This is a genomic window from Lentzea aerocolonigenes (assembly GCF_000974445.1).
Classification (GTDB): domain Bacteria; phylum Actinomycetota; class Actinomycetes; order Mycobacteriales; family Pseudonocardiaceae; genus Lentzea; species Lentzea aerocolonigenes.
In genome coordinates, this window is the sequence record NZ_BBOJ01000004.1 from 296,046 (window position 1) to 318,294 (window position 22,249).

The following is a 22,249-nucleotide window of genomic DNA, read 5'->3' on the forward strand; positions in this document are numbered from 1 at the left end:
ACAGCAAGACGAGAACCCGATCGCGGATCTCCACGTCTTGCTGGGTGTGAGAGCAATCCGGGGTGAGCCGGCCGGCCTGGACGAGGAGCAGCTCGTGCGCCGTGTCGCACGGGGTGACCGCAGTGCGTTCGAAGAGCTCTACCGCCGCACCTCGCCGTGGCTGACGGTGAGGCTGCGCAGGCGGTGTTCGGACGAGCAGATCGTCGCCGAGGTGCTCCAGGAGACCTACCTCGCGGTGTGGCGCGCCGCCGACGCGTTCGCCGGCACCGCCGTGGGCGGCAGCGCGGTCGGCTGGCTGTGGTCCATCGCCGCCCGCCGGCTGGTCGACGCGTTCCGCCGGCGTGCGCACCACGCCCAGCCGCCCGCCACCGCGGCCCCCGAGCTCAGCGTCCGCGCCGCCGAGGACGAGGCGCTCGACGCCGTGCTCGGGGACGAGATCGGCGACGCGTTGCGGACGCTCGCCCCCGAACTGCGCCAGGTGCTGCGGGCGATGGTGCTCGACGGGCTGTCGGTGCGGGAGACCTCGGTGCTGCTCGGAGTGCCGGAGGGCACCGTCAAGACCCGTGCGAGACGGGCGCGAATCGCGATGCGGGAGGCCCTGTCATGACCGCGCACCACCCCGGCGAGCAGCTGTTGCGCCAGTACGCGCGAGGTGACGACATCCCCGCCGACCGGCTGTGGGCGGTCGAGGCGCACCTCGAGGGCTGTGCTCCGTGCCGCGGCCGCCTCGACCCCGACCCGATCGCCGAGCAGGTGTGGGCCGATCTCGCACCGGTGCTGGACCGGACCCCGCAGATGCCGCGGGCCCGGTCGTGGTTGCGGCACGTCAGCCACTGGGTGTCCCCCGTGGCCGGGCCGTGGCTCGCGATGATCCTCCTGGTCACCGCCGTTGCTGTGGCGCTGGACCAGGCCGGCTCGGTGGCGCGCGGGCAGATCTCGCTGGTGCTGCTGGTGGCGCCGGTGCTGCCGGTGCTCGGGGTCGCCGCGTCCTGGGGCCGGGCCATGGACCCGGCCTACGAACTCACCTCGGCCACCCCGCGCGCGGGGCTGCCTCTGGTGTTCCGCCGGACCGTGGCGGTGCTCGCCGTGGTCGTGCCCGGTCTGCTGGTGGCGAGCCTGGTGACCGGAGCCTCGCTCACCCGGTGGATGCTGCCGTGCCTCGCGTTCACCACGTGCACGCTCGCGCTCGGTGGCCTGATCGGCATCACCCGTGCCGCCCTCACGCTCATCGCGGGGTGGGCCGCCGGGATCGTTCTGCCGACGATCGCGCTCAGCCGCACGTCCGTCGCACTCGACGTCGCCGCCGCACCGGTGTGGGCGGCCGTCCTCGCGGCAGCACTGATCGTGATCGCCGTCCGTTTCCGCACCCAGTCGAGGAGTTCGTGATGCGTGCAGTGGGAGCCGAGGAGGTCGCACCGACCTCCCATCCCTGGGAGATCCAGGCCGACGGCCTGGTGGTGCGGGTGGGAGGCAGGCGTGGCCGCAACGCGGTGAACGAGCTGACCCTGCGCCTGGGCAGGGGCGTGCACGGACTGCTCGGCCCGAACGGCGCGGGGAAGACGACGCTGATCAGGACGCTGGCGACGGTGCAGAAGCCCAGCGCGGGGTCGCTGTCGCTGCTCGGCACCCCGCTCGGTGGCTCCGCCGGACTGCGGAAGCTGCGGCGGAAACTGGGCTACCTGCCGCAGCACTTCGGTTACTACAAGCGGTTCACGGTGCGGGAGTTCGTCGAGTACCTGGCGTGGCTCAAGGAGATGCCGCCGGAGACGATTCCGGGCGCGGTGCAACGCGCGCTGGAGAAGGTCGGGCTGGCCGACCGCGCCGACGACCGGCTCAAGACGTTGTCCGGCGGCATGGTGCGCCGCGTGGGCATCGCGCAGGCGATCGTCAACGACCCCGAGGTCCTGCTGCTGGACGAACCGACGGTGGGCCTGGATCCGGCGCAGCGGCTGCGTTTCCGCGAGCTCGTGGTCGAGCTGGGACAGCAGTCGTGCGTGCTGATCTCGACGCACCTGGTCGAGGACGTGGCGGCGGCGTGCAGCGACGTGGTGCTCGTGGCGGAGGGATCGCTGGTGTTCCAGGGAACTCCCGCCGATCTCGTCGCCGCCGGGACGGAGGACCACGTGGGCGACAGCCCGATCGAACGCGGTTACTCCGCGTTGATCAATGCGGCGCCGGGCCAGGGTGGTGGCTGGTGATGAGGACCGGGTTGCGCATCGAGCTGCGGCGGTCGTCCGCGCTCTGGGCCGGGCTGCTCCTGGTCGTGTCCGCCACGACGATGCTGCTGCTGCTCACGACTTCGTACGCGAAATGGCCGGGCAACTCGACGTCGGCGGTGCTGGCGCTGCGTGAACCGCTGGGATACGTGTGGGCGCTCGTGGTCGGTCTGGCCGTCCTGCAGGGCATGCGGGACAGCCGGGCACGGGTGGAGGAGCTGTTCGCCACCACCTCTCGTCCCGGCTGGGTCCGGCTGGGCACGCTCGCGTCCGCGGTGGCGGGTGTGGTCGCGGCGGCCACCGCGCTGCTGTGCGTGGGCGTCGTCGGGAAAGTCGTGGCCGGCGGCGGCTTCGTGTCGGCCGGGTTCGTCCCGCTCATGCTGACCGTGGTGCTCGCGCTGGCGGCCAGCGTCGTCCTCGGCCTCGCGGTGGGACGGCTGCTGCCGCACCCGCTGGCGGTGCCGGTGGCGTTGGTGGCGACGTTCACGGTGGCCACGATGGCCGTCCAGGCGCAGGACGTGCGGTCTCCCGACGGCGTGATCCCCCCGCTGGCACTGCTGGTTCCCGTTTTCGCCCCGCCGAACTCGGACCTGGTGACGACCTCCACCTCGGTGGACGTCGGCCAGATCGTGTGGTTCGCCGGACTCGGCGTCACGGCGTTGCTGTTGCTGGTGGCGCGATCGTGGCGCGGAGGTTTGGTGGCGCTGGTTCCCGCCGGGCTCGCGCTGGCGCTCGCCGTCTCGATCCTGCCGTCCAGGTTGTCCGACGTGCTGGTGACCGACTCGATCGGGGGCCGGCTGGTCTGCGACGGTCAGGTGTGCGTGAGCCAGGTGCACGAGGCCGGTCTGCCCACGGCGGCCGAGGTGGGCCGGGACGTGCTGGCGAAGCTGTCGGTGCTGCCCGGCGCGCCCACCGAGGTCCGGGAGGACACGTCGGCGATGGCGCACTACGCGGTGCCGCGGCGCAGTGGCGATGTCGTCTACCTGAGCTCGCAGGGGCATGCCTCGGTGCTGGGGATGCCCGCGGAGCAGATGCGTCGCGAGTTGCTCGCCGGAGCGGGCGTTCCTTCCTGCACCGAACCGAACAGCACCGACAGCCGGGAGTCCGCGGTGCGCTATCTGACCGCCGCCTACTTCACCGGGCAACTGACCGCGCTGGCCTCGGACCCGTACGTCTGGGGCAGCTCGTCCATGCGCGCCGCCATCGAGGAGGACTGGCGGGCGTTCCGGAGCAAGTCGCCGTCCGAGCAGCTGGGCCGGGTGGCGAAGGCGCGGGAGATGCTGCTGACGTGCCAGGATCCCGAGCGGATCCGCGACGTGCTGGTGGCGCCATGAGGCCGGTCGCTTTGTACGCGCGCTCTCGCAGTGTGCCCGCTGCCCTCGCGGCACTGCCGGTGGTGGTGTTCCTCGCGTGGTCCGCGATGCACTCGCCGTGGACGCCGTTGAGCGCGTCGCTGACCTCGCTGGCGGCGGTGCTGGTGATCACGGTCGGTCTCGCCGGACAGGATCCCGAACTGGACAGGTCCACCGCGGTGCCGTGGCCGGTGTGGCGGTTCTGGCACCTGGTGCTCGCGGGCGTGCTGGCGGCGATCCCGGTGTTGCTGGCGCAGGAACTCGGACCCGAGACGTTCGGCTTCGAGTTCGTCGTGCGCGACACGGCGGGCATGGTCGGGCTGGCCGGGCTGGCCGCGACGGTGATCGGGGCGAGGTTCGCCGCCGCGGCACCGGTGCTGTGGTGGGCCGTGAGCGCGATCATGCCGCCCACCGAGTCGGTGCCCGGCCGGATGATCACGTGGCCGGTGCGTTCTCCTGACGACGCGGTGGCGATGTGGACGGCGGGTGTGCTGTTCCTGAGCGGAGTCACCGCTTACGTGGTGCGCGGCGGGCGGCGCTGAACCGCCCGCCGCTCGTCAGGCCGCGGTGCGCAGGTCGAAGCCGGGAACGGCGACCATCTCCGGCCGGATCGGGCAGTTCGCCGCGAGCAGCCGCCGCGCCAGGACGTGGTCGACGGGCTTGTTGACGGACTCGACGCCGAGCAGCTCGTCTCCTCGGAAGCAGAACACCGAGAACGCGCCGGTCGTCGGATCCCCTGTCACCACCACGTTGTCGTGGCCGTCGGTGAGGCCGGCGATCTGCACCTTCATGGCGTACTGGTCGCTCCAGAACCACGGCACCTGGGCGTAGGGCTCGGCCGAACCCCGGATCACCGCCGCGACGCAGCTCGCCTGGTCCACGGCGTTCTGCACGGACTCCAGCCGGATCTGCCGCGTGCCGTGGGGAAAGCGGGCGCAGTCGCCGATCGCGAAGATCGCCGGGTCGGACGTGCGCAACCGCGCGTCGACCACGATCCCGTCGTCGACCGTGAGCCCGGCCTCCTGCGCCAGTTCGACGTTCGGCACCACACCGATGCCCGCGACCACGAGATCGGCGGGCAGCACGGTGCCGTCGGCGAGCACGACCTCACCGGGCCGCACCTCGGACACGGTGGCGTTGAAGAGGAACTTCACCCCTCGCCTGCGGTGCACCTGGACGACGTGCTCTGCCGTGTGCTCGGACAGAACCCGTGACAACGCACGGGTTTGCGCCTCGACCACGGTCACGTCGCACTCGGCTTCACTTGCCACGGCGGCGTGTTCGAGCCCGATGAACCCCGCGCCGATCGCGACCACACGGCCTCGGGGACGGGCGAAGTCGGCGTCCCCGATCGTGCGGATCGTGTGCGCGCCGGGGATCGGCCGCGGCCGTGAACCCGTTGCCAGCACGAGGTTCTCGTAGTCGAGGACACGGCCGGACCGCAGCACGACCTGCCGCGCGGCGCGGTCCACGGAGACCGCCGGGTCGTCGAGCACGAGGGAGATGTCGTGCTGGGCGTAGTAGGTCTCCGGCCGGAACACCAGGTCGGCGACCCCGATGTCCCCTTGCAGGTAGGCCTTCGTGAGCGGCGGCCGCTGGTAGGGCAGGACACCCTCGTCGCCGACCAGCGTGATGGTGCCGCGGTGTCCCAGTTCTCGCAGGGACACCGCGGCTTGGCAGCCCGCCTGGCCCGCACCCACGATGACGACGGGCGAGTCCGTCATCAGTAGTTCCCCAGGCCACCGCAGACGTTGAGCGCCTGCGCGGTGATGGAGTTCGCGGTCTCCGTGGTCAGGTAGGTGACCAGGCCGGCGACCTCCTCCGGGGTGGAGTAGCGGCCGAGCGGGATCTTCGCGTTGAACCTCTCCAGGACGTCGTCCTCGGTGATGCCCCAGTGGTTGGCGTACCCCTGGCGCACCTTGCCGGCCATCGGCGTCTCGACGTAGCCGGGGCAGACGGCGTTGACCGTGATGCCGGTCTTCGCGAGCTCCAGCCCGACGGCCTTGGTGAAGCCGACGACGCCGTGCTTCGAGGCGCTGTACGGGGAGGCGTAGATGACGCCCTGCTTGCCGCCGGTGGACGCGATGTTGATGACGCGGCCCCAGTCGCCCTGGTTCATCTGCCCGGTGGACAGGACTTCCTTGGTGACGCGGAAGACGCTGTGCAGGTTGGTGTCGATGACGTCGGTCCAGATGTCCTCGTCCAGCGTGGCGATCTCGCCGCCACCGCCGCGACCGGCGTTGTTGACGAGGATCTCGATGCGGCCGAAGACTTCCACCGCCTTCATGACGGCCTTGCGGATGTCCTCTGTGGACTTGACGTCACAGGTCGTGCCGTCGGCCTCGTACCCCTCCTCGCGGAGCTGCTTGACCGTGGAGGCGACGTTCTCCGCGTCCCGCGCGACCACGAACACCGCGTGGCCCGCCGCGCCGAGCGACTCCGCGACGGAGAGGCCGATTCCGCTGGTTGCGCCCGTGACGAAGGCGACCCGTCGAGTCATGGTTCAACGCTCCTCAGAGTTGCTTCTCGGGAAGGTGCACGACGAGCCCGTCCAGCTCCTCGGTGACCGGGATCTGACAGCTCAGCCTGCTGTTGTCCTGACGGGGGCTCGCGGTGACGCACAGCAGCCCGTCCTCCAGGTCGTGCATGGCGGGCAACGGTGTGGTGTTGTCCCTGTCCACGTAGATGTGGCACGTCCCGCACGTCGCGCCGCCGCCGCACTGGGCGAGGATGCCCTCGACGCCGGCGAGCTTGGCACCGCGCATGATCGAGTTGCCCGGCTCGACGTCGACGACCGACGACGTCCCGTCCGGGTGGACATAGGTGATCTTGGCCATCGCGGTGTCTCCCCACGGAAATAGGCTCGCCGGACGTCCTCGAAGGTGCCGGTGACGCCTGGGGATCGCCTGGAACTCCCCTCGAACGCGTTCGAGACCTCCTCTAGGGCCTTTTGCGACCCTCACAACCCGACGCAACCGACGCGGAGGTCTCACCGTGCCCGACGCACTGCACGAGTTCTACGAACAGCGACCGCAATGGTCCGCGCCGTCGGCGGAAGACGGCCTGCAACGCGCCACCATCTCGGTGCCGCGCGACTACAGCGACCCCGGCGGCGCGCGGCTCACGATCGCTCTTTCCCGTCTGCCCGCGACGAATCCCGCGAAGCGCCGGGGTGTTCTGCTCTCGGTCAACGGCGGCCCCGGCGGTGACAACGGCGAGGGCCTCAAGCTGCCGCTGGAGTTCCCCGCCGAGGTGCGCGAGGCCTACGACCTGATCGGGTTCGACCCGCGCGGCACCGGCGAGTCCACCCGGCTCTACAGCGAGGTCGTGGTGCCCGTGGCGCCGTTCGACTCCCGGCCGCCGGACTCGTTGTTCGAGCAGCTGTCCGCCGACATGCGCGAACGCGAGCTGGCGTGCGCACGCGCCGGCGGCGACCTGCGCCCCCACATCACGACCCGCAACACCGCGCGGGACATGGACGTCATCCGCGGCGTGCTCGGCGAAGACAAGATCAGTTTCGTCGGGTACGCCTACGGCACGCTGGTCGGCGCCGTCTACGGGTCGATGTTCCCCGCGCGCCTGGACCGCAGCGTGCTCGACTCGTGCGTGAACCCGGACTGGACTTGGCGCGAACAGTTCGTCACGCAGGCCGAGGCCGTGTACCGCAACGTGCAGAAGTGGGCGCAGTGGACCGCCGAGCGCAACGTCCACTTCGGACTCGGCACGTCCGCCGCCGCGGTGCTGGAGACCGTCGAGGAAGTCGTCTCCACGCTGGAGGAACTGGGTGCCGTGCACCTGCGCACGTTGTTCGACGGCGCGGTGGGCACGCGGGCCACCGACCGCGGGCAGTGGGACTCGCTGGGCCACCTCGTCAGCGACCTGCGCAAGGTCGAGGACGTCGCCACCGCCCAGAAGCTGATCGCGGGAGAGGGCACCTGGCGCCCGCAGGACACGACCGGTGAGCTCCGGATCGGTGTGCTGGAGGCGATCACGATGGAGACCGAGTGGCCGGCCGACCTGGACGTCTACTACTCGGACATGCGCTACCACCGCGAGCACCACCCGTACGGCTTCGGCGTGCTGCGCGCCCAGCCGTGGGTCGGCGCGTTCCGCACGTTCGAGTCGCTGGAGGAGCCCACGCACGTCAAGCGCGTCGGGTACCCGGTCGGGCTCGTCGTGCAGGCGGACGGCGACCCGTTCGACCGCTACGAGGGCGGTGTGGCGATGGCCGAACGCCTGGGCCACCACCTGGTCGTCGTCGAGGACTCCGGTGACCACGAGGTGTACGCGTTCGCGGGCAACGCCGTGCTCGACTGCATCGTCAACGCCTACCTCGTCGACGGTGTGCTCCCGGAGAAGCGCGTCGGCGTGCCGGGTTCGACGCCGCGGCCGGACATCGCGCCTGATGCCTGAAAACGAAGAAGGGGCCCTCGCGGGCCCCTTCGTTCATCTGGTGGCTTGCAGGACCGCGTCCACGAGCTGAGCCAGTTCTATCGACTCGCACGACGTGGGACCGCCGGTCCTCACCGCGGACACGAAGCTGCGGGCCGCGTTGGTGTACTGGTCGTCTGGTTCGAGGCGGAGCTGTTCGCCGCCGAGCCGCACGATCGGCGCGAGGTCCGCGGGCGGGGCGTAGGCGCGGTCGACGGTGATGTGGCTTTCACTGCCCCACACCGAGTAGTTCGCCCGGTAGGTGTGCTCCATGCCGAACGTGAGCTGGGCCGTGACACCGCCGGGAGCCCTCAGCAGCACCGATCCCGAGACGTCCACGCCGTAGGTGGCGTCGACCTTCAGGTTCGCGCCGAGCACCTGCAGTCCGGGGCCGAGCATCAGCATCGCGGCCTTGAGCGGGTAGACGCCGACGTCGAGCAGCGCCCCGCCGGCGAGGTCCTTGCGGTACCGGATGTCCCCCGACGGCCGCGGCGGGATCGTGAACGCCGCCTCGAACGCCCGCACCTCGCCGACCGCGCCCGCGAGGACGAGCCTGCGCACCTCGTGGTGCTGGGAGTGGAACGGGAACAGGAAGTTCTCCCGCAGGACGAGCCCGCGTTCCCTGGCCTGGGCCACGAGATCCGCGGTCTCCTCCAGCGACGGCGTGACCGGTTTCTCGGCCAGCACGTGCTTTCCGGCGCGCAACGCCCGTTCGATCCACACCGCGTGGTGCGCCGCCGGCAGCGGCACGTACACGGCGTCGAGGTCCATGCCGAGCAGCTTCTCGTACCCGGTGACGGCCTCGCAGCCGTAGTCTGCCGCGACCTTGCCCGCCTTCTCACCGTCGCGGCTCGCGACCGCGACGATGTCCACATCGGACAGACCCGCGAACGCGGGCAGCATCCTGCGGCGGGCGATGTCGGCGCACCCGACGACGCCCAGCCTCACTCGCCGATCAACGCCGCTGGCCATGTCCGCACCGCCGCTGTCTCGTAGCGCAGCGCGACGTGACTCGACGCGCTGACGACGTCCCGCCAGAACCGCTGCAACGGCGAGCTCTCGCTGAGCCCGCTCGTGCCGGCCGCCCGGACGAGGGCTCCCACCGCCTCGACGACGCTGTCCGCGGTGAAGGTGGCGTTGCGTTCGCAGCGCGCCATCAGCCTCGGCGTGAACGTGCGTTCGTCGAGCACCTGTGCGTTCTGCTCCACCAGGAACCGCGCGGCGTCGATCTGCGCGGAGGCCTTGCACAGGTCGACGCCCTGGGAGACGTTGACCTTCTTGCCGCGCAGGGCGTTGGTGGCGGCGTGGAACGCGCCGTACGCGGCCCCGACCGCGGGGGCGGCGAACGTGAGACCGCCGACTGCCTGGAACGGCACGTTGTGCGCGGGCAGGTCGCTCGTGCCGTTCTGGCCGGACACGAAGTCCGCGCGCAGGTACGACAGGTGCTCCGGCACGAACACGTCGTCGACGATCACCGTGTGACTGCTGGTGGCGCGCATGCCCGCGTTGTCCCAGGCCTCGACGACCGTGAAGTCCTTGCGCGGCAGGGCGAAGAACCGCGCCTCGGGTTCACCTCCGGTCGCGACCACGCCGCAGACCAGCGCCCAGTCGGCGAAGTCCACGCCGCTGACGTACGACCACCGGCCGCTCAGCCGGTGACCGCCCTGCGTGACCGTCGCCTTCCCCATCGGGGGCTGCGCGGTCACGATGAACGTGTCGGGGCTGCCACCCCACAGCTCCTCGTGACCGAGCCGCGGCAGGTGCGTGGCGTAACGGGCGGACAGCGCGGACAGCGAGGCGCACCAGGCCGTGGAGGCACAACCCTCACCGACCGCGATGACGGCCTGGGTGAACTCGGTGAACCCGCCTTCGCTGCCGCCGTAGGACTTCGCGACGAAGTGCCGCGCGAACCCGGCCTCCCGCACGGCCGCCACGACCTCCGGCGCGAGCCTGCGCGTCCGGTCGGCCTCCTCGGCGTGCTCGGCGACGAGCGCGCTCACCTTCTCCGCGACCGGGACGAGACCGGTGTCGCTCATGCGGCTCCTTCCCTTGCCGCCGCGGCGGCGATGGCGACGGGCGAAGGCTCGTCGCGGTGGATCGTGCGCGACTTGGCCTGCAGCTCGCCGTTCACGCGCACGAGCACGTCCTCGATGAAGAACGTGGGCTCGAACGTGACGTTGCCGGCCTTGTCGGTGCGGGTGACCAGCGAGCAGTACGAGACGTTGATCGTGTTCTCGTCGACCTCTTCGATGACGTAGTGGTCGTTCCAGTGCCGCACCGCTCCGTTGGCGTAGCGCGGCAGAGCGGCGTTGGCGCCCGCGATGAGCTGCGCCCTGCCGACGACCTTCTCGCCGCGGTGGGCGTGGTCGGTGACGCCGTCCTCGGTGAAGGTAGCCGCGTACCCCTCGATGTCGAGTGCATCGAGCAGCCGCATCTGCAGCGCGTAGAAGGTCTTCACCTCGATGTAGGTGGTCACGCTGACTGGGGACACTACGACTCCCTCCTCCTGTGATCTGTGCCATCGACGATCCACAACGGTGCTGGAAGTCCGGTGGAGGAAGCCTCGTTCGAGGGCGCTTCTAGTTGCCGTGCAGCGGTTTCACGGAAGCTGAGTCCGATTTGTCCATCACACCTGGAGGGCTCATGTCGGAGGCAACTCCCGATGTCGCCAAGTCCGTCACGGTCGAGTGCTCGATCGAGCAGGCGTTCGCGATCTTCGCGGAGCACCCGCTCGACTGGTGGCCGGAGAAGCACGTCTTCGTGCAGGACCGTCAGGCCATCACCATCGAGCCCGTCGTGGGCGGCCGCTACTACGAGACCGGTGCCGACGGCCAGGAGATCGCCTGGGGCACCATCACCGAGTGGGACCCGCCGAAGCGCCTGGTCATGACCTGGCGCGTCGGACCCGGCTGGCAGCCGATCTACGAGGACTCCAGGGCGTCGTTCATCAAGGTGGACTTCGAGGCCCTCGGCCCGGCCACCACGCGCGTGACGCTGACGCACGCCGACCTCGACCGTCACGGCTCGCCGCTGGCCGGTCAGATCTTCGGCGCCCTGAACGGTCCCAGCCCCGGCGACACGCTCGCCAAGTACGCGACGGCGGTTGAGAAGCACGCACCCGCGAAGGTGTGACCCGCCCGCGCGAGAAGAGCCCGCTCTCGGTGGAGAGCGGGCTCTTCTCGTTGCGGGGAAGGACGAAGAGGCCCGCCCCGGAGGCTTGGGGCGGGCCTCTTCCTCAGGCGCCGATCTGATTCCGTGCCGGATCGGCCACCGCCACGACGCTCTTCACGTCGACCAACCGGGAGAGCTGCTTCACCAGCTGATCGGGATTGCGTCCGGCCGGCAGCCACACCACCACGTCCATCCGGGAGACGTCGCCGCGCTCGGTGGGATCGAGGCTGAGCGACTCCACGTCGACGCCGCGACTGGAGAACAGCACCACGACCCTGGCCAGTGCCCCAGGAGCGTTGCGCAGCACCAACGACAACTCATGTCTGTTCATCACAGGTCCTCGTCGAACAGGGGCTTGATGCCCCGCACGGTCATGATCTCGTCGTTGCCGGTTCCCGCGGCGACCATCGGCCACACCTGGGCGTCCTCACCGACCACGAAGTCGATCACCACCGGCCGGTCGCGCACCTCCATCGCGCGCATGATCACATCGTCCACTTCGGACTTCTCGGTGCACCGCAGCCCGGCACACCCCAGTGCCTCGGCGAGTGCGACGAAGTCGGGGACGCGGTCGTGGGTGGACAGACCCGTGTTGGAGTACCGGCCGCGGTAGAAGAGGTTCTGCCACTGGCGGACCATGCCGAGGTTGCCGTTGTTGATGATGGCGACCTTGATCGGGATGCCGTCCAGCGCGCACGTGACGAGCTCCTGGTTGGTCATCTGGAAGCAGCCGTCACCGTCGATCGCCCACACCGCGCGGTCCGGCACGCCGCACTGCGCGCCCATCGCGGCCGGCACCGCGAAGCCCATGGTGCCGAGTCCGCCGGAGTTGATGAACGAACCCGGCCGCTCGTAACCGACGAACTGCGCCGCCCACATCTGGTGCTGCCCGACGCCCGCGGTGTAGATCGCCTCGGGTCCGACGAGCGTGCCGATGCGTTCGATCACGTGCTGCGGCGCGAGCTTGCCGTCGGCGGGCCAGTCGTAGCCGAGCGGGAACCGGTCGCGCAGGCCGTCGAGGTAGGCCCACCACGACGTGAGCACCGGGGCCCGGCGCACGGCCGCGTTCAGCGAGACCAGCACGTCCTTGCAGTCTCCGACGATCGGCACGTCCGCCTTGCGGTTCTTGGAGATCTCGGCGGGGTCGATGTCGGCGTGGATCACGGCGGCGTTGGGGGCGAACAGGTCCAGCACGCCCGTAACGCGGTCGTCGAAGCGCGTGCCCAGTGCGATCAGCAGGTCGGACTGCTGCAGCGCGGCCACGGCGGGCACCGTGCCGTGCATTCCCGGCATGCCGAGGTGCTGGCGGTGCGAGTCGGGGAACGCGCCGCGGGCCATCAACGTCGTGACCACCGGGATGCCGGTGCGTTCGGCCAGCGTCCGCAGTTCCGCGGCGGCGCCGGCCCGGACCACTCCCCCGCCGATGTAGAACACCGGCCGGCGGGAGGAGGCGATCAGCCCGGCCGCGCGCCGGATCTCGTTGGCGGCGGGCGTGATCCGCGAGATCGCGACCGGCGCTGCCGGCGTGTACGTGGTGGTGGCGGCCAGCACGTCCTTGGGGATGTCGACCAGCACCGGGCCCGGCCTGCCACCGGCGGCGAGTGCGAACGCCTCGGCGATCACCGCCGGGATGTCCGCGGGGTCCGTCACCTGGAACGCGTGCTTGGTGATCGGCAGGGAGATGGAGCGGATGTCGGCTTCCTGGAAGGCGTCCGTGCCGATCATCGACCGGTTGACCTGGCCGGTGATCGCCACGATCGGCACGGAGTCCATGTAGGCGTCGGCGAGCGGCGTGACGAGGTTCGTCGCGCCGGGGCCCGACGTCGCCACGCACACACCGACCCTGCCCGTCGCCTGCGCGTACCCCGATGCGGCGTGCCCGGCGCCCTGCTCGTGCCGCACGAGCACGTGCCGGATCTTCACCGAGTCCAGCAGCGGGTCGTACGCGGGAAGGATGGCCCCGCCGGGAATGCCGAAGATCACTTCACAACCGGCGTCCTCGAGCGCGCGGACCAGCGAGCTCGCACCGGTGACGGTATCCACTTTTCTGGTCTCCCCGATCGGCCGCGGATCAACCGGCGAGCTGCCGCTCCAGCTGACGTGCGGACGTCGGGCCGTTCAGCGACGGGTCGGAGCTGAGGATCGCGCACTGCAGCTGGCGCAGGCGTTCCGACGGCTCCAGGCCGAGCTCCTCGATCAGGGTGTCGCGCAACGACTGGTACGCCTCCAGAGCACGCCACTGACGGCCAGCGCGGTAGAGCGCGAGCATGTACTGCGCGCAGAGGTTCTCGTGCATGGGGTGCTGCGCGGTGAGCACGGACAGCTCGCTCAGCAACGACTGGTGCTTGCCCAGCCGCAGGTCCGCCTCGATCCGCGCCTCCAGGACGCCGAGCCGCGACTCCTGCAGCCGCGTGACCTCCATGCCCAGCCGCACACCGATCTGGACGTCCACGAGCACCGGCCCGCGCCACACGTCGGTGGCCGACCGCAGCAGCCGTGACGCCGACTCGAGGTCACCGACCTCCAGCGCGCGTTGACCGGCCGTGGCGAGCCGCTCGTAGCTGCGCACGTCGATGGTCTCCGGCGCGACGTCGAGCATGTAGCCGCCGTAGCGGGTGACGAGCACGTTCTTCGCCGCGCCGGCACTGCCCTCGGGAAGCGCCGCCTCGATGCGGCGACGGACCTGGAGGACGTATGTCTGCAACGTGGTGAGCGCGCTTCTCGGCGGTGTGACCCCCCACAGCTCTTCGATCAGGGTGGGCACGGTGACGACGTGCCCCGCCTGCAACGCGAGCAGCGAGAGGACCTGCCGCGGCTTCACCGCGCTCGGCGTGATCGAGATGCCGTTCTCCCTGGCCTCCAGCGGTCCGAGAACTTTGATCTCCATGACGGGATCCCTCCCCAGTTCCAGTTTCAGCGGCGGCTTGCTGGTTGTTGTGCCATCAAGTTCACCTGAGCCGGGCTATCGAACGCCACGTAGCTCGGCACGACTACGAGATGGCGAACTACCGCTCCCCGTGTGAGATATTCACGGGGCCGGACGTACCCAAACAATTTCACCGGGTAACGGCCCGAACACCGCTCGTGACCAGCACGTTAAATACTCGTCCTTTCGAGCGAAATTTGTCGAAACCGGTAACTGCGGCACTAAGTTCTGTACCGATCCAGAAGTTGATCCGCAGCAGGACCGCACTGTCTAGCATTTGCCGTGGGTTCGCCGAGAGGCCGGTCGCACGCCCCGACCACTCTCGGGCCACTCTTGGGGGAATCGTGAATGACTCGCCTGGATCGCCGAGACCCGGCTGGATCATCCACGCCGTTGTGGCGGGCATCTGTCTGGCCGACGTGACGCGGCTGCTTCTGCGGGACCGGGAAACGACTCATTCCGCCATATATCTCGTCGCATTGGCCTTGACACTCGCACTGCAGGCGCTCCAATTCGGCGGCCTGAACACCCCCGCACGCCGCACCGCCCTGGCCGCCCAGGTGGTGCTCGTGTTCCTGCCGTTCCTCCCGACCGGCCAGCTCTGGACCGCGGTGCCCGGCCTGGTCGCCGGCAACGCGCTGGCGCTGTTCGGACCGCCGGCGGGCTGGACGGTGTTCGCCCTGGTGGCCGCGGCGACGAGCCTCCTGCAGACCTCCGCCTCGCCGCTGGAGGCCGTGATCGCGACGACCGCGACAGGCCTGGCCGTCTCCGGCATCGCCTTGGGCAACGTCTTCCGGCCCGCGACACCCCCCGAACCGGTCGGCGCGGCCCTCGCCGAGGAACGCCTGCGCGTCGCCCGCGACCTGCACGACCTGCTCGGCTACAGCCTGAGCGCGATCAAGCTGAAGAGCGAACTGGCCCACCGCCTCATCGCCGAACGCCCGGACAGGGCCCAGGAACACCTCGCCGATATATTGGATATCGCTGGAAACGCCCTCACGGACGTGCGGTCACTGGCCCGCAGCTACCGCCGCCTGTCGCTGTCGGACACCTCGCACTCGGCGAAGACCATGCTGACCGCCGCGAACATCGACGTCCGCGTCGAGCTCGACCACGACCCGTTGCCGGAAGAGATCGAAACGGTGCTGGCCACAGTTCTGCGAGAGGCCGTCACGAACGTTCTGCGCCACAGCGAAGCAGAGAACTGCGCCATCACCGTCCGCCAGACCGGCGACGAGGTGAAGCTCGACGTCGTGAACGACGGCGCCACCGACCGCCCGAGCTCCTCGGACTGCAACGGCGTCCGCAACCAGGCCGAACGCGTGCAGGCAGCAGGTGGCGTGTTCATCGCCCGGCACGTCGGCACGGACCGCTTCCACGTCCACGCGGCCATCCCGATCGCAGCCTGACCCCGGCCACCCACCCGAGCCACCACCGATATATCAGTTGGCCACCACCACGCCGCTGACCTGCTCAAACACCCCGGATGCAAAGAACGTTTGCGGATGTCCGCAAACGTTTTTTGCATCCGGGCGTTCCAACGCAAGGGCAACGACGCCGCGACCTGCACCTTTGCAACAGGACGTTTGCGGACGACGACAAACGTTCGTTGCAACGCCCTGCGCAAGCCGAGGCAGAACCAGGGTCGGGAGCCGGGGTCAGAACCAGCCGGCCTTGCGGGCGATCCGCACCGCGTCCACGCGGTTGCGCGCGTCGAGCTTCGCCGTCACCGCCGTCAGGTAGTTGCGGATCGTACCGACGGACAGGAACAGCGTGCTCGCGATCTCCATGGCGTCCGCACCGTCGGACGCCAGCCGCAGCACCTCCAGCTCGCGCGGCGTGAGCGGGCACTCGTCGGTGTCCCACGCCGAGAGCGCCAGCTGCGAGTCGATGACCCGGCGGCCGACGGACACGCCGCGGATGGCGTCGGCGAGTTCGTTGATGGGCGCGTCCTTGAGGATGAAACCGTTCACGCGAGCATTGAGGGCGCGGCGCAGGGTTCCGGGGCGGCCGAGGCTCGTGAGGATCAGCGTGCGGGTCCCGGGAGCCGTGTCGTGGATGACCGTGGCCGCCGAAAGGCCGTCCATACCGGGCAGGTCGATGTCGAGGACGGCGACGTCCGGTTGACTCCTCGCAACAGCCGGGACGATTTCGTCACCTGTTGCCACCGACGCGACGACCTCAATGTCTGGTTCGAGATTCAACAACGCGACCAATGCGCCGCGGACCATTTGCACGTCCTCGGCGAGTAACACTCTGATCATCATCGGCCCCCTTGCCGGGTCCCCCCTGCCAACTTTCCGAGTTTTACACTCGGTGACCGCACGGGACAAGCATTTGAGCCGACGATGCCTTTCACTACTCCGAATGCCTTAAAGCAATTCGAAATATCGATGGGCTGATGCCGCCCTGTCACTGAACGCTAACGCATTGCCACTGCTCCGGCAGCGCGCGAGCGGAACTCGAGCGGCTCTCAGTACCCATCACAGCCGTGAACGCGACAACCGCTCAGCGGGTCTCGCCCCAGCGCTCCAGCAGTTCCAGTCCCCCGTCGACGGTGATCACCTGACCCTGGATCCAGGCGGCTTCCTCCGTGCACAGCAACGCGACCGCGTTCGCCACGTCCTCCGGCACCGTGACCCGGCCGGACGGGCTCTTGATCGCGAGCCGGTCCACCAGTTCCGGGTCGATGTTCATCGGGCCGTTGTCGACCACCGTCGTCACGACCGCGTTCACCGCCACCCGGTACCAGGCCATCTCCAGCGCCAGCGTGCGGATCACGCCGTGCACCGGCGTCACCGTGTAGCCGGCGACGACGACGCGGCCGCCGTCGACGAACGCCTTCGCGAGCGGTTCCACGACGTTCAGCAACGGCGTCAGGTCCGGGGAGACGGCGTGGTGCACGAACAGGTCGAGCCGGCCGCGTTCCAGCTTCACCTGCTCCAGCAGGGACCGCACCGCGTTCTCGTCGTGCATGTCCAACGGCACGACGGACGCCGAACCCGGTTTGCCCGCGAGCACGAGCATCGCCCGGTCGGCGTCGACATCGCCTGGGGACGTGGTGAGGATGACGTGGGCGCCGTTGTCGCAGAGCTTGCCGGCGATGGCAAGTCCGAGACCGTGTGTTCCCGACGTGACAAGGGCGATCTTGCCGTCGAGTCCCAGGCGCGTGTTGACCGGTTCGATCATGATGCTGACCACCTCGTTGTCCGCGTGGTGATCGACGTTGCGCCCGGCCGCTAGGGCCGAACTCGACTACTTCTTGCGCAAACCCTCCAGCACCCGCAGGATCGCGCGTTCGACGTCGCGGCCGGTGCGCTTCGGGTCCGACGAGCTCGCGATCGTGCTCGCCCCCGACGACAACGCGCCGAACAGCAACCGCGCCATGACCTCCACGGGCAGGTCCTCGATCTCGCCGGCGTCCACGAGCAGCTGCACGGCCGATCGGAGCAGCCCGAAGCTGAAGTGCTCCTCCGCCTCGCGCCAGCGCTCCCAGCCCATCACCACGGGCGCCTCGTGGACGATGATCCGCTGGTACTCCGGGTCCAGGCACTTGCGGACGTACGCGCGCAGGCCCGCGACCGCAACCTCCCACGGGTCGCCGTCACCGCTGATGACCGCGGTCAGCGACTCGATCGACTGGGTCTCGACCTGCGCGAAGGCCGCCTCGAACAACGCCTGCTTGCCGCTGAAGTGGTGGTAGAGCGCGCCTTTCGTCACGCGGGCGCGTTTCACCACCTCGTCGAGCGAGGTACCCGCGTACCCGCGCTTGGTGAACAGGTCGACAGCGCTGTCGACCAGCGCCTGCCTGGTCGACTCCGAGTACTCGGCGCGTCGTGTTCGCACGGGCGAAACGTATCTCACATACCGACGGTACGTACCGGTGGTATGGTCGTGTCATACCGAGGGTATGCGAGAGACCGGGGGTACGAGACATGGGCTGGGCAGACCACTACCGCCGCCGTGACGCGATCGACGCCGTCCTGCGCGACGCCCGCCGCGACCCGTCCGCACCGCTGATCGTGGATCCGGACGTCTTCTCGTCGCTGCAGGACCTGCTGCTGGCGCTCGATCACCGCTGGCAGAACAAGCTGACCGCACGCATGGAGACCGCCGCGCTGGAGGGCCGGGTGGACGAGGACCGCGTCACCGCGGAGCTCGCCGCCGAGGAGCCGGTGTTGCGAGCCGTGCTCGACGCACACCTTTCGCTCGGCAGTTACCGGGCGGTAGGAATAACTCCATGAGTCGTTGGACCGAAGCCGACATCCCCGACCAGACCGGCCGCACCGTCCTCGTGACCGGCGCGAACTCCGGTCTCGGCCTGCGCACCGCCCAGGTGCTCGCGGCCAGAGGAGCCCACGTGATCATGGGCTGTCGCTCGGTCCAGCGCGGCGAGCAGGCACGGCGGACGGTCACCGGGTCGGCCGAGGTCCTCGAACTGGACCTCGCCGACCTCGGCTCCGTCCGCGCTGCCGCAGACAAAGTCACAGAGAAGGTCGACCAACTCGACGTTCTCATCAACAACGCGGGCATCATGGCCGTCCCGCTCGGCCAGACCGTCGACGGCTTCGAGCGCCAGTTCGGCACCAACCACCTGGGCCACGCCGCCCTGACATGGCTGCTGCTGCCCGCACTGAGGCAACGTCCGGGCGCACGCGTCGTGACTGTCGCCTCTCTCGCGCACCAGTACGGCCGGATCGACTTCGACGATCCGAACTGGGAGCGTCGCTCGTACAGCTACCGCGGCTCGTACGGCCAGTCGAAGCTCGCCAACATCCTGTTCGCGCGTGAGCTGGACCGCCGCTCATCGGACGTGACGTCCATCGCGGCACATCCCGGCGTGACGGTCACCGAACTGACCAACAACATGGCCAGCGAACACAAGTCGTTGTTCCTGCGGATCGGCGGCAAGATCAGCCACCTGTTCTCGCAGTCCGTCGAGATGGGCGCGCTGCCGCAGCTCTACGCGGCGACGTCACCGGACGCACGCGGTGGCGAGTACTACGGCCCCGACAGCTTCAACGGCTACCGCGGCCACCCCGCCGTCGCTCGGATGACCGCCGCCGCCCGCGACGACCTCGCCGCGAGCCGTCTGTGGGACCTCACGATCAAGATGACCGGGATCACACCCGACCTGCCGTGACGACGGATGCTCGACCAGAAGCCCGGTTTCGGCGTTCATCCTCAGGCGAAGCGTGCGTGATGCCGGACACCCGGCGGCGCAGCGTAGGGTGAGGTGGTGACTGTGGTACCTGAGGGTCGGAAGCTGCTGCGGCTCGAGGTCCGCAACAGCCAGACGCCGATCGAGAAGAAGCCCTCGTGGATCAAGACGCGGGCGAAGATGGGCCCCGAGTACCGGGAGCTCAAGGGTCTGGTCAAGCGCGAGGGCCTCCACACGGTCTGCGAAGAGGCCGGCTGTCCCAACATCTACGAGTGCTGGGAAGACCGCGAGGCCACGTTCCTGATCGGCGGCGAGCAGTGCACCAGGCGCTGCGACTTCTGCCAGATCGACACGGGCAAGCCCGCCGACCTCGACCGCGACGAGCCCCGCAGGGTCGCCGAGTCGGTCCAGGCGATGGGCCTGCGCTACTCCACGGTCACGGGTGTCGCCCGTGACGACCTGGAAGACGGCGGCGCGTGGCTGTACGCCGAGACCGTCCGCCAGATCCACGAGATGAACCCCGGCACCGGCGTCGAGCTGCTGATCCCGGACTTCAACGCGGTCCCGGAGCAGCTCAACGAGGTCTTCGAGGCACGCCCCGAGGTGCTCGCGCACAACCTGGAGACCGTGCCGCGGATCTTCAAGCGCATCCGCCCGGCGTTCCGCTACGAGCGGTCCCTCGAGGTCATCACCAAGGCCCGCGAGTTCGGCCTGGTCACGAAGTCGAACCTGATCCTCGGCATGGGCGAGACCCCCGAGGAGGTCACCGAGGCGCTGGCCGACCTCTACGACGCGGGCTGCGACATCATCACCATCACTCAGTACCTGCGCCCCTCGCCGCGCCACCACCCGGTCGAGCGCTGGGTGAAGCCCGAGGAGTTCGTCCAGCACAAGGAGACGGCCGAGGAGATCGGCTTCCTCGGCGTGATGGCGGGTCCGCTGGTCCGTTCCTCCTACCGCGCCGGACGTCTGTACGCGCAGGCGAAGCAGAAGCGCGGAGAGGACCTGCCGGAGAACCTCCAGCACCTGCTCACCGTCTCGGCGTCGCAGGAGATCACGAGCCTCCTCGCGCCCCGCTGACCCTCAGGAGAAGCGGACCTCGCCCACGACCACTCCGTCGAGCTCGCGCACGAAGTCGGCGCCGAACGCGCTGGACGGCGTGTGCGAGCCGGGCGCCGCGCCGTTGATCTTGCCGATGGCGCGGAGCACGGAGTCCGCGGTGAGGCTGTAGGCGTTCGGCGTGGTGATCGCGCACTCGACCTTGGTCTTGGCGTCCCACGCCTCGCCGAACACCTCCGCGCGCGTGTTGGCCCGCTTGCGCTCGTCAGGCCCCTTCACCTTCCCGGCGACGGTCTTGGCGACGTTCTGCACGAGCGATGTCTGCAGCACGGGCGCGAACGCCTGCTGGAGCTGCCCGATCAGGCCTGGTACCACGGTGAACGTGGTGATGTTCGGGATACCTGTCGAACGGTATGCAGTAGACACGTCACCCCACGGGATACTGCCTACTTCACGCGGACCGGACCGGAAGTGGGCGGTGCGGCGACGGTGCCCGATGCGGACGCTCTTCAGGTCGCCGTTCACCCTGATCCGCCCACCGACGGCGGAGGCTTCGACCGACGTCTTGGCCGTGCCCGCGCTCGCTCCTCCTCCGACGACGAACGCGAGATCTAGGTGCGTGGCGGTCGGCAGGGCGTTCTTCAGGATGGCGGCGACACAGTCCGTGGGCACCACGTCGAACCCGGCGCCGGGCAACAGCACGATGCTGGCCTTGCGCGCGTCGACGTCCCTCTGGCTGATGGACTCGAAGACGTCTATCTCGCCGGTGATGTCGAGGTAGTGCGTGCGTGTCTTCAGGCAGGCATCGACCATCGCGTCGGAGGTGTGCGCGAACGGACCGGCGCAGTGCACGACGGCGTCGACGTCTTCGAGGTTCGCCGCCGCCCGGCTCAGGTCGAACGCCCGGTGCTCCAGGCCCAGGGCGGCGGCGATCGGTTCGATCTTCTCGTTCGAGCGACCGGCGAGGACCGGCCGTTCGCCCCGCTCGACCGCGAGCTCGGCGATCAGTCGTCCGGTGTAGCCGTTGGCGCCGTAGACCATCCACGTCATGCCGCGACCTTACCGGCGAGTAGCCCTGAGTGAAGCAAACAGCGAGCCGATCAACAGCAGTGCTCCGACACCGATCACCGGCAACGCCCAGAGCAGCCTGCGGTGCCTCAGATCGGCGCAGATGTCCACATAGGCCGGTCCGATCGCGGCCGCCGCCGGCTCGTCGAAACCGATGCCCAGGCCGTTGCCGCACGGGATCAGCGACCCGCTCGGCGACTCGACGGCCAGCATCACGAAGAGGATCGCGCCCCCGCCCAGGAGGAACGCGAGGCCGACGACGACGGCGAACGTGCGCACTGACATGGAAGAAAGTTACGTCTCAAATGGACTCGGGGATAGCCCTGGTCAGACGCATTGGGGTTCATCCCCTAATCCCCCGCTGAACGTTCACACACCCCCATTCGGCGAGAACGAGTAGCGCTGCTCCACCCGGCCGTGGGCCGGATGCGGCGCAGGGTCGCCGAGCTTGATCCATCCGAGGCGCTCGTAGAGCCGCACGCCGCGCTCGTTGTCGACGTAGACCAACAGCTGGGCACCGGTGTACCCACGCGCGGTCAGGGCATCGGGCAGTGCGCGCAGCAACGCCTCGCCGACGCCCTTGCCCCACGCGTCGGGATGCACGCCGACGTAGTTGATGTAGGCGATGCCCGGTTCCGTCTCATGTGGACCGCCGGCCAGAAAGCCGACCGCCTCACCGCCTTCGCGCGCCAGCAGCAACAACGACGGTTCGTTCGCCAGCGCGTTCTCGATGCCGGGACGCGCCTGGTCGAGTGCCGGGACCTCCTCGTAGCCATCCCTGGCCGTGACCGCGTGCGCCCAGATCAGCGCGGCCGTGTCGACGTGCTCGGGTCCCCCGTGAACGATCTCCATGCGCCCCAGCGTG

The 22,249-nt window shown here is 69.4% G+C and carries 26 protein-coding genes; 11 read left to right on the plus strand and 15 right to left on the minus strand.

Translation table 11 applies throughout. The features are described from left to right. Positions 1-55: 55 nt before the first annotated feature. The 5 genes from AOM45_RS09705 to AOM45_RS09725 are packed head-to-tail and all read left to right on the plus strand — an operon-like array spanning position 56 to position 4,110. The gene (locus AOM45_RS09705; RefSeq protein ID WP_030465083.1) at positions 56-607 is read left to right on the plus strand and encodes an RNA polymerase sigma factor; all 552 of its coding nucleotides are present in this window, start codon (positions 56-58) and stop codon (positions 605-607) included. Next, positions 604-1,386 carry a zf-HC2 domain-containing protein gene (locus AOM45_RS09710; protein ID WP_030465084.1) on the plus strand — a complete coding sequence of 261 codons (783 nt, stop codon included), beginning with the start codon at positions 604-606 and terminating at the stop codon, positions 1,384-1,386. Before AOM45_RS09705 ends, AOM45_RS09710 begins: the two co-directional genes overlap by 4 nt. Next, positions 1,386-2,198, plus strand: coding sequence for an ABC transporter ATP-binding protein (locus AOM45_RS09715; protein WP_030465085.1), 813 nt, complete (start codon positions 1,386-1,388; stop codon positions 2,196-2,198). Before AOM45_RS09710 ends, AOM45_RS09715 begins: the two co-directional genes overlap by 1 nt. Further along, entirely contained in the window at positions 2,198-3,550 is a 1,353-nt protein-coding gene (locus AOM45_RS09720) for a hypothetical protein (protein ID WP_030465086.1), read from the plus strand. The genes AOM45_RS09715 and AOM45_RS09720 overlap by 1 nt, the downstream gene beginning before the upstream one ends. After that, complete coding sequence (locus tag AOM45_RS09725; RefSeq protein ID WP_030465087.1) at positions 3,547-4,110, plus strand: hypothetical protein; 564 nt, start codon at positions 3,547-3,549, stop codon at positions 4,108-4,110. Before AOM45_RS09720 ends, AOM45_RS09725 begins: the two co-directional genes overlap by 4 nt. A 15-nt stretch (positions 4,111-4,125) precedes the next feature. Here the strand turns inward: AOM45_RS09725 and AOM45_RS09730 are convergent, their stop codons facing one another. Genes AOM45_RS09730 through AOM45_RS09740 form a run of 3 tightly spaced genes read right to left on the minus strand, consistent with a single transcriptional unit; the run spans position 4,126 to position 6,405 of the window. Then, positions 4,126-5,292: an NAD(P)/FAD-dependent oxidoreductase gene (locus AOM45_RS09730; RefSeq protein WP_030465088.1), complete on the minus strand. Its 1,167-nt coding sequence runs from the start codon at positions 5,290-5,292 to the stop codon at positions 4,126-4,128. Next, positions 5,292-6,068: an SDR family NAD(P)-dependent oxidoreductase gene (locus AOM45_RS09735; protein WP_030465089.1), complete on the minus strand. Its 777-nt coding sequence runs from the start codon at positions 6,066-6,068 to the stop codon at positions 5,292-5,294. The genes AOM45_RS09730 and AOM45_RS09735 overlap by 1 nt, the downstream gene beginning before the upstream one ends. 13 nt (positions 6,069-6,081) lie before the next feature. Further along, positions 6,082-6,405: a 2Fe-2S iron-sulfur cluster-binding protein gene (locus AOM45_RS09740; protein WP_030465090.1), complete on the minus strand. Its 324-nt coding sequence runs from the start codon at positions 6,403-6,405 to the stop codon at positions 6,082-6,084. A gap of 157 nt (positions 6,406-6,562) precedes the next feature. Between AOM45_RS09740 and AOM45_RS09745 the strand changes: the two genes are divergently transcribed. Next, positions 6,563-7,981 (plus strand): alpha/beta fold hydrolase, encoded by a 1,419-nt coding sequence (locus AOM45_RS09745; protein WP_030465091.1) that lies wholly within the window; start codon positions 6,563-6,565, stop codon positions 7,979-7,981. 33 nt (positions 7,982-8,014) lie between these two features. Here the strand turns inward: AOM45_RS09745 and AOM45_RS09750 are convergent, their stop codons facing one another. The 3 genes from AOM45_RS09750 to AOM45_RS09760 are packed head-to-tail and all read right to left on the minus strand — an operon-like array spanning position 8,015 to position 10,490. Continuing rightward, entirely contained in the window at positions 8,015-8,971 is a 957-nt protein-coding gene (locus AOM45_RS09750; protein ID WP_035908866.1) for a Gfo/Idh/MocA family protein, read from the minus strand. Next, positions 8,944-10,035, minus strand: coding sequence for an acyl-CoA dehydrogenase family protein (locus tag AOM45_RS09755; protein ID WP_035908867.1), 1,092 nt, complete (start codon positions 10,033-10,035; stop codon positions 8,944-8,946). The genes AOM45_RS09750 and AOM45_RS09755 overlap by 28 nt, the downstream gene beginning before the upstream one ends. Further along, positions 10,032-10,490: a nuclear transport factor 2 family protein gene (locus AOM45_RS09760; RefSeq protein WP_051782732.1), complete on the minus strand. Its 459-nt coding sequence runs from the start codon at positions 10,488-10,490 to the stop codon at positions 10,032-10,034. The genes AOM45_RS09755 and AOM45_RS09760 overlap by 4 nt, the downstream gene beginning before the upstream one ends. 152 nt (positions 10,491-10,642) lie before the next feature. On the opposite strand from AOM45_RS09760, the gene AOM45_RS09765 reads away from it, so the two are divergent. After that, positions 10,643-11,131, plus strand: a complete 489-nt coding sequence (locus AOM45_RS09765; protein WP_051782733.1) for an SRPBCC family protein — start codon at positions 10,643-10,645, stop codon at positions 11,129-11,131. Between the two features lie 103 nt (positions 11,132-11,234). On the opposite strand, the gene AOM45_RS09770 is transcribed toward AOM45_RS09765, so the two are convergent. The 3 genes from AOM45_RS09770 to AOM45_RS09780 are packed head-to-tail and all read right to left on the minus strand — an operon-like array spanning position 11,235 to position 14,057. Beyond that, a complete protein-coding gene (locus AOM45_RS09770) occupies positions 11,235-11,501 on the minus strand; it encodes an acetolactate synthase small subunit (RefSeq protein WP_051782734.1) in 267 nt (88 codons plus the stop codon). After that, positions 11,501-13,213 carry an acetolactate synthase large subunit gene (locus tag AOM45_RS09775; protein WP_030465097.1) on the minus strand — a complete coding sequence of 571 codons (1,713 nt, stop codon included), beginning with the start codon at positions 13,211-13,213 and terminating at the stop codon, positions 11,501-11,503. Before AOM45_RS09775 ends, AOM45_RS09770 begins: the two co-directional genes overlap by 1 nt. Before the next feature lie 28 nt (positions 13,214-13,241). Further along, the gene (locus tag AOM45_RS09780) at positions 13,242-14,057 is read right to left on the minus strand and encodes an AfsR/SARP family transcriptional regulator (protein WP_030465098.1); all 816 of its coding nucleotides are present in this window, start codon (positions 14,055-14,057) and stop codon (positions 13,242-13,244) included. Positions 14,058-14,440: 383 nt separating this feature from the next. Between AOM45_RS09780 and AOM45_RS09785 the strand changes: the two genes are divergently transcribed. Next, the gene (locus AOM45_RS09785; protein ID WP_156093546.1) at positions 14,441-15,505 is read left to right on the plus strand and encodes a sensor histidine kinase; all 1,065 of its coding nucleotides are present in this window, start codon (positions 14,441-14,443) and stop codon (positions 15,503-15,505) included. 249 nt (positions 15,506-15,754) lie between these two features. On the opposite strand, the gene AOM45_RS09790 is transcribed toward AOM45_RS09785, so the two are convergent. The 3 genes from AOM45_RS09790 to AOM45_RS09800 all read right to left on the minus strand — a co-directional run bounded on the left by AOM45_RS09790 (position 15,755) and on the right by AOM45_RS09800 (position 17,942). Further along, positions 15,755-16,360: a response regulator transcription factor gene (locus AOM45_RS09790; protein WP_030465100.1), complete on the minus strand. Its 606-nt coding sequence runs from the start codon at positions 16,358-16,360 to the stop codon at positions 15,755-15,757. Between the two features lie 244 nt (positions 16,361-16,604). Further along, positions 16,605-17,285 carry an SDR family NAD(P)-dependent oxidoreductase gene (locus tag AOM45_RS09795; RefSeq protein ID WP_063756956.1) on the minus strand — a complete coding sequence of 227 codons (681 nt, stop codon included), beginning with the start codon at positions 17,283-17,285 and terminating at the stop codon, positions 16,605-16,607. 66 nt (positions 17,286-17,351) lie between these two features. Continuing rightward, positions 17,352-17,942, minus strand: a complete 591-nt coding sequence (locus AOM45_RS09800) for a TetR/AcrR family transcriptional regulator (protein ID WP_030465102.1) — start codon at positions 17,940-17,942, stop codon at positions 17,352-17,354. 89 nt (positions 17,943-18,031) lie between these two features. Here AOM45_RS09800 and AOM45_RS09805 point away from each other — a divergent pair, with 89 nt between their 5' ends. The 3 genes from AOM45_RS09805 to lipA all read left to right on the plus strand — a co-directional run bounded on the left by AOM45_RS09805 (position 18,032) and on the right by lipA (position 20,337). Then, positions 18,032-18,340 (plus strand): hypothetical protein, encoded by a 309-nt coding sequence (locus AOM45_RS09805; RefSeq protein WP_051782737.1) that lies wholly within the window; start codon positions 18,032-18,034, stop codon positions 18,338-18,340. Next, positions 18,337-19,239, plus strand: a complete 903-nt coding sequence (locus tag AOM45_RS09810; RefSeq protein ID WP_030465104.1) for an oxidoreductase — start codon at positions 18,337-18,339, stop codon at positions 19,237-19,239. Before AOM45_RS09805 ends, AOM45_RS09810 begins: the two co-directional genes overlap by 4 nt. A 96-nt stretch (positions 19,240-19,335) precedes the next feature. Continuing rightward, a complete protein-coding gene (lipA, locus tag AOM45_RS09815) occupies positions 19,336-20,337 on the plus strand; it encodes a lipoyl synthase (protein WP_030465105.1) in 1,002 nt (333 codons plus the stop codon). 3 nt (positions 20,338-20,340) lie between these two features. Here the strand turns inward: lipA and AOM45_RS09820 are convergent, their stop codons facing one another. The 3 genes from AOM45_RS09820 to AOM45_RS09830 form a co-directional block, all read right to left on the minus strand. Next, on the minus strand, positions 20,341-21,366 hold the full coding sequence (locus AOM45_RS09820) for a saccharopine dehydrogenase family protein (protein ID WP_030465106.1): 1,026 nt from the start codon (positions 21,364-21,366) through the stop codon (positions 20,341-20,343). 9 nt (positions 21,367-21,375) lie between these two features. Then, positions 21,376-21,669: a hypothetical protein gene (locus AOM45_RS09825; protein ID WP_030465107.1), complete on the minus strand. Its 294-nt coding sequence runs from the start codon at positions 21,667-21,669 to the stop codon at positions 21,376-21,378. An 84-nt stretch (positions 21,670-21,753) separates the two neighbouring features. Continuing rightward, the gene (locus AOM45_RS09830; protein ID WP_051782738.1) at positions 21,754-22,236 is read right to left on the minus strand and encodes a GNAT family N-acetyltransferase; all 483 of its coding nucleotides are present in this window, start codon (positions 22,234-22,236) and stop codon (positions 21,754-21,756) included. Between the last annotated feature and the right edge of the window lie 13 nt (positions 22,237-22,249).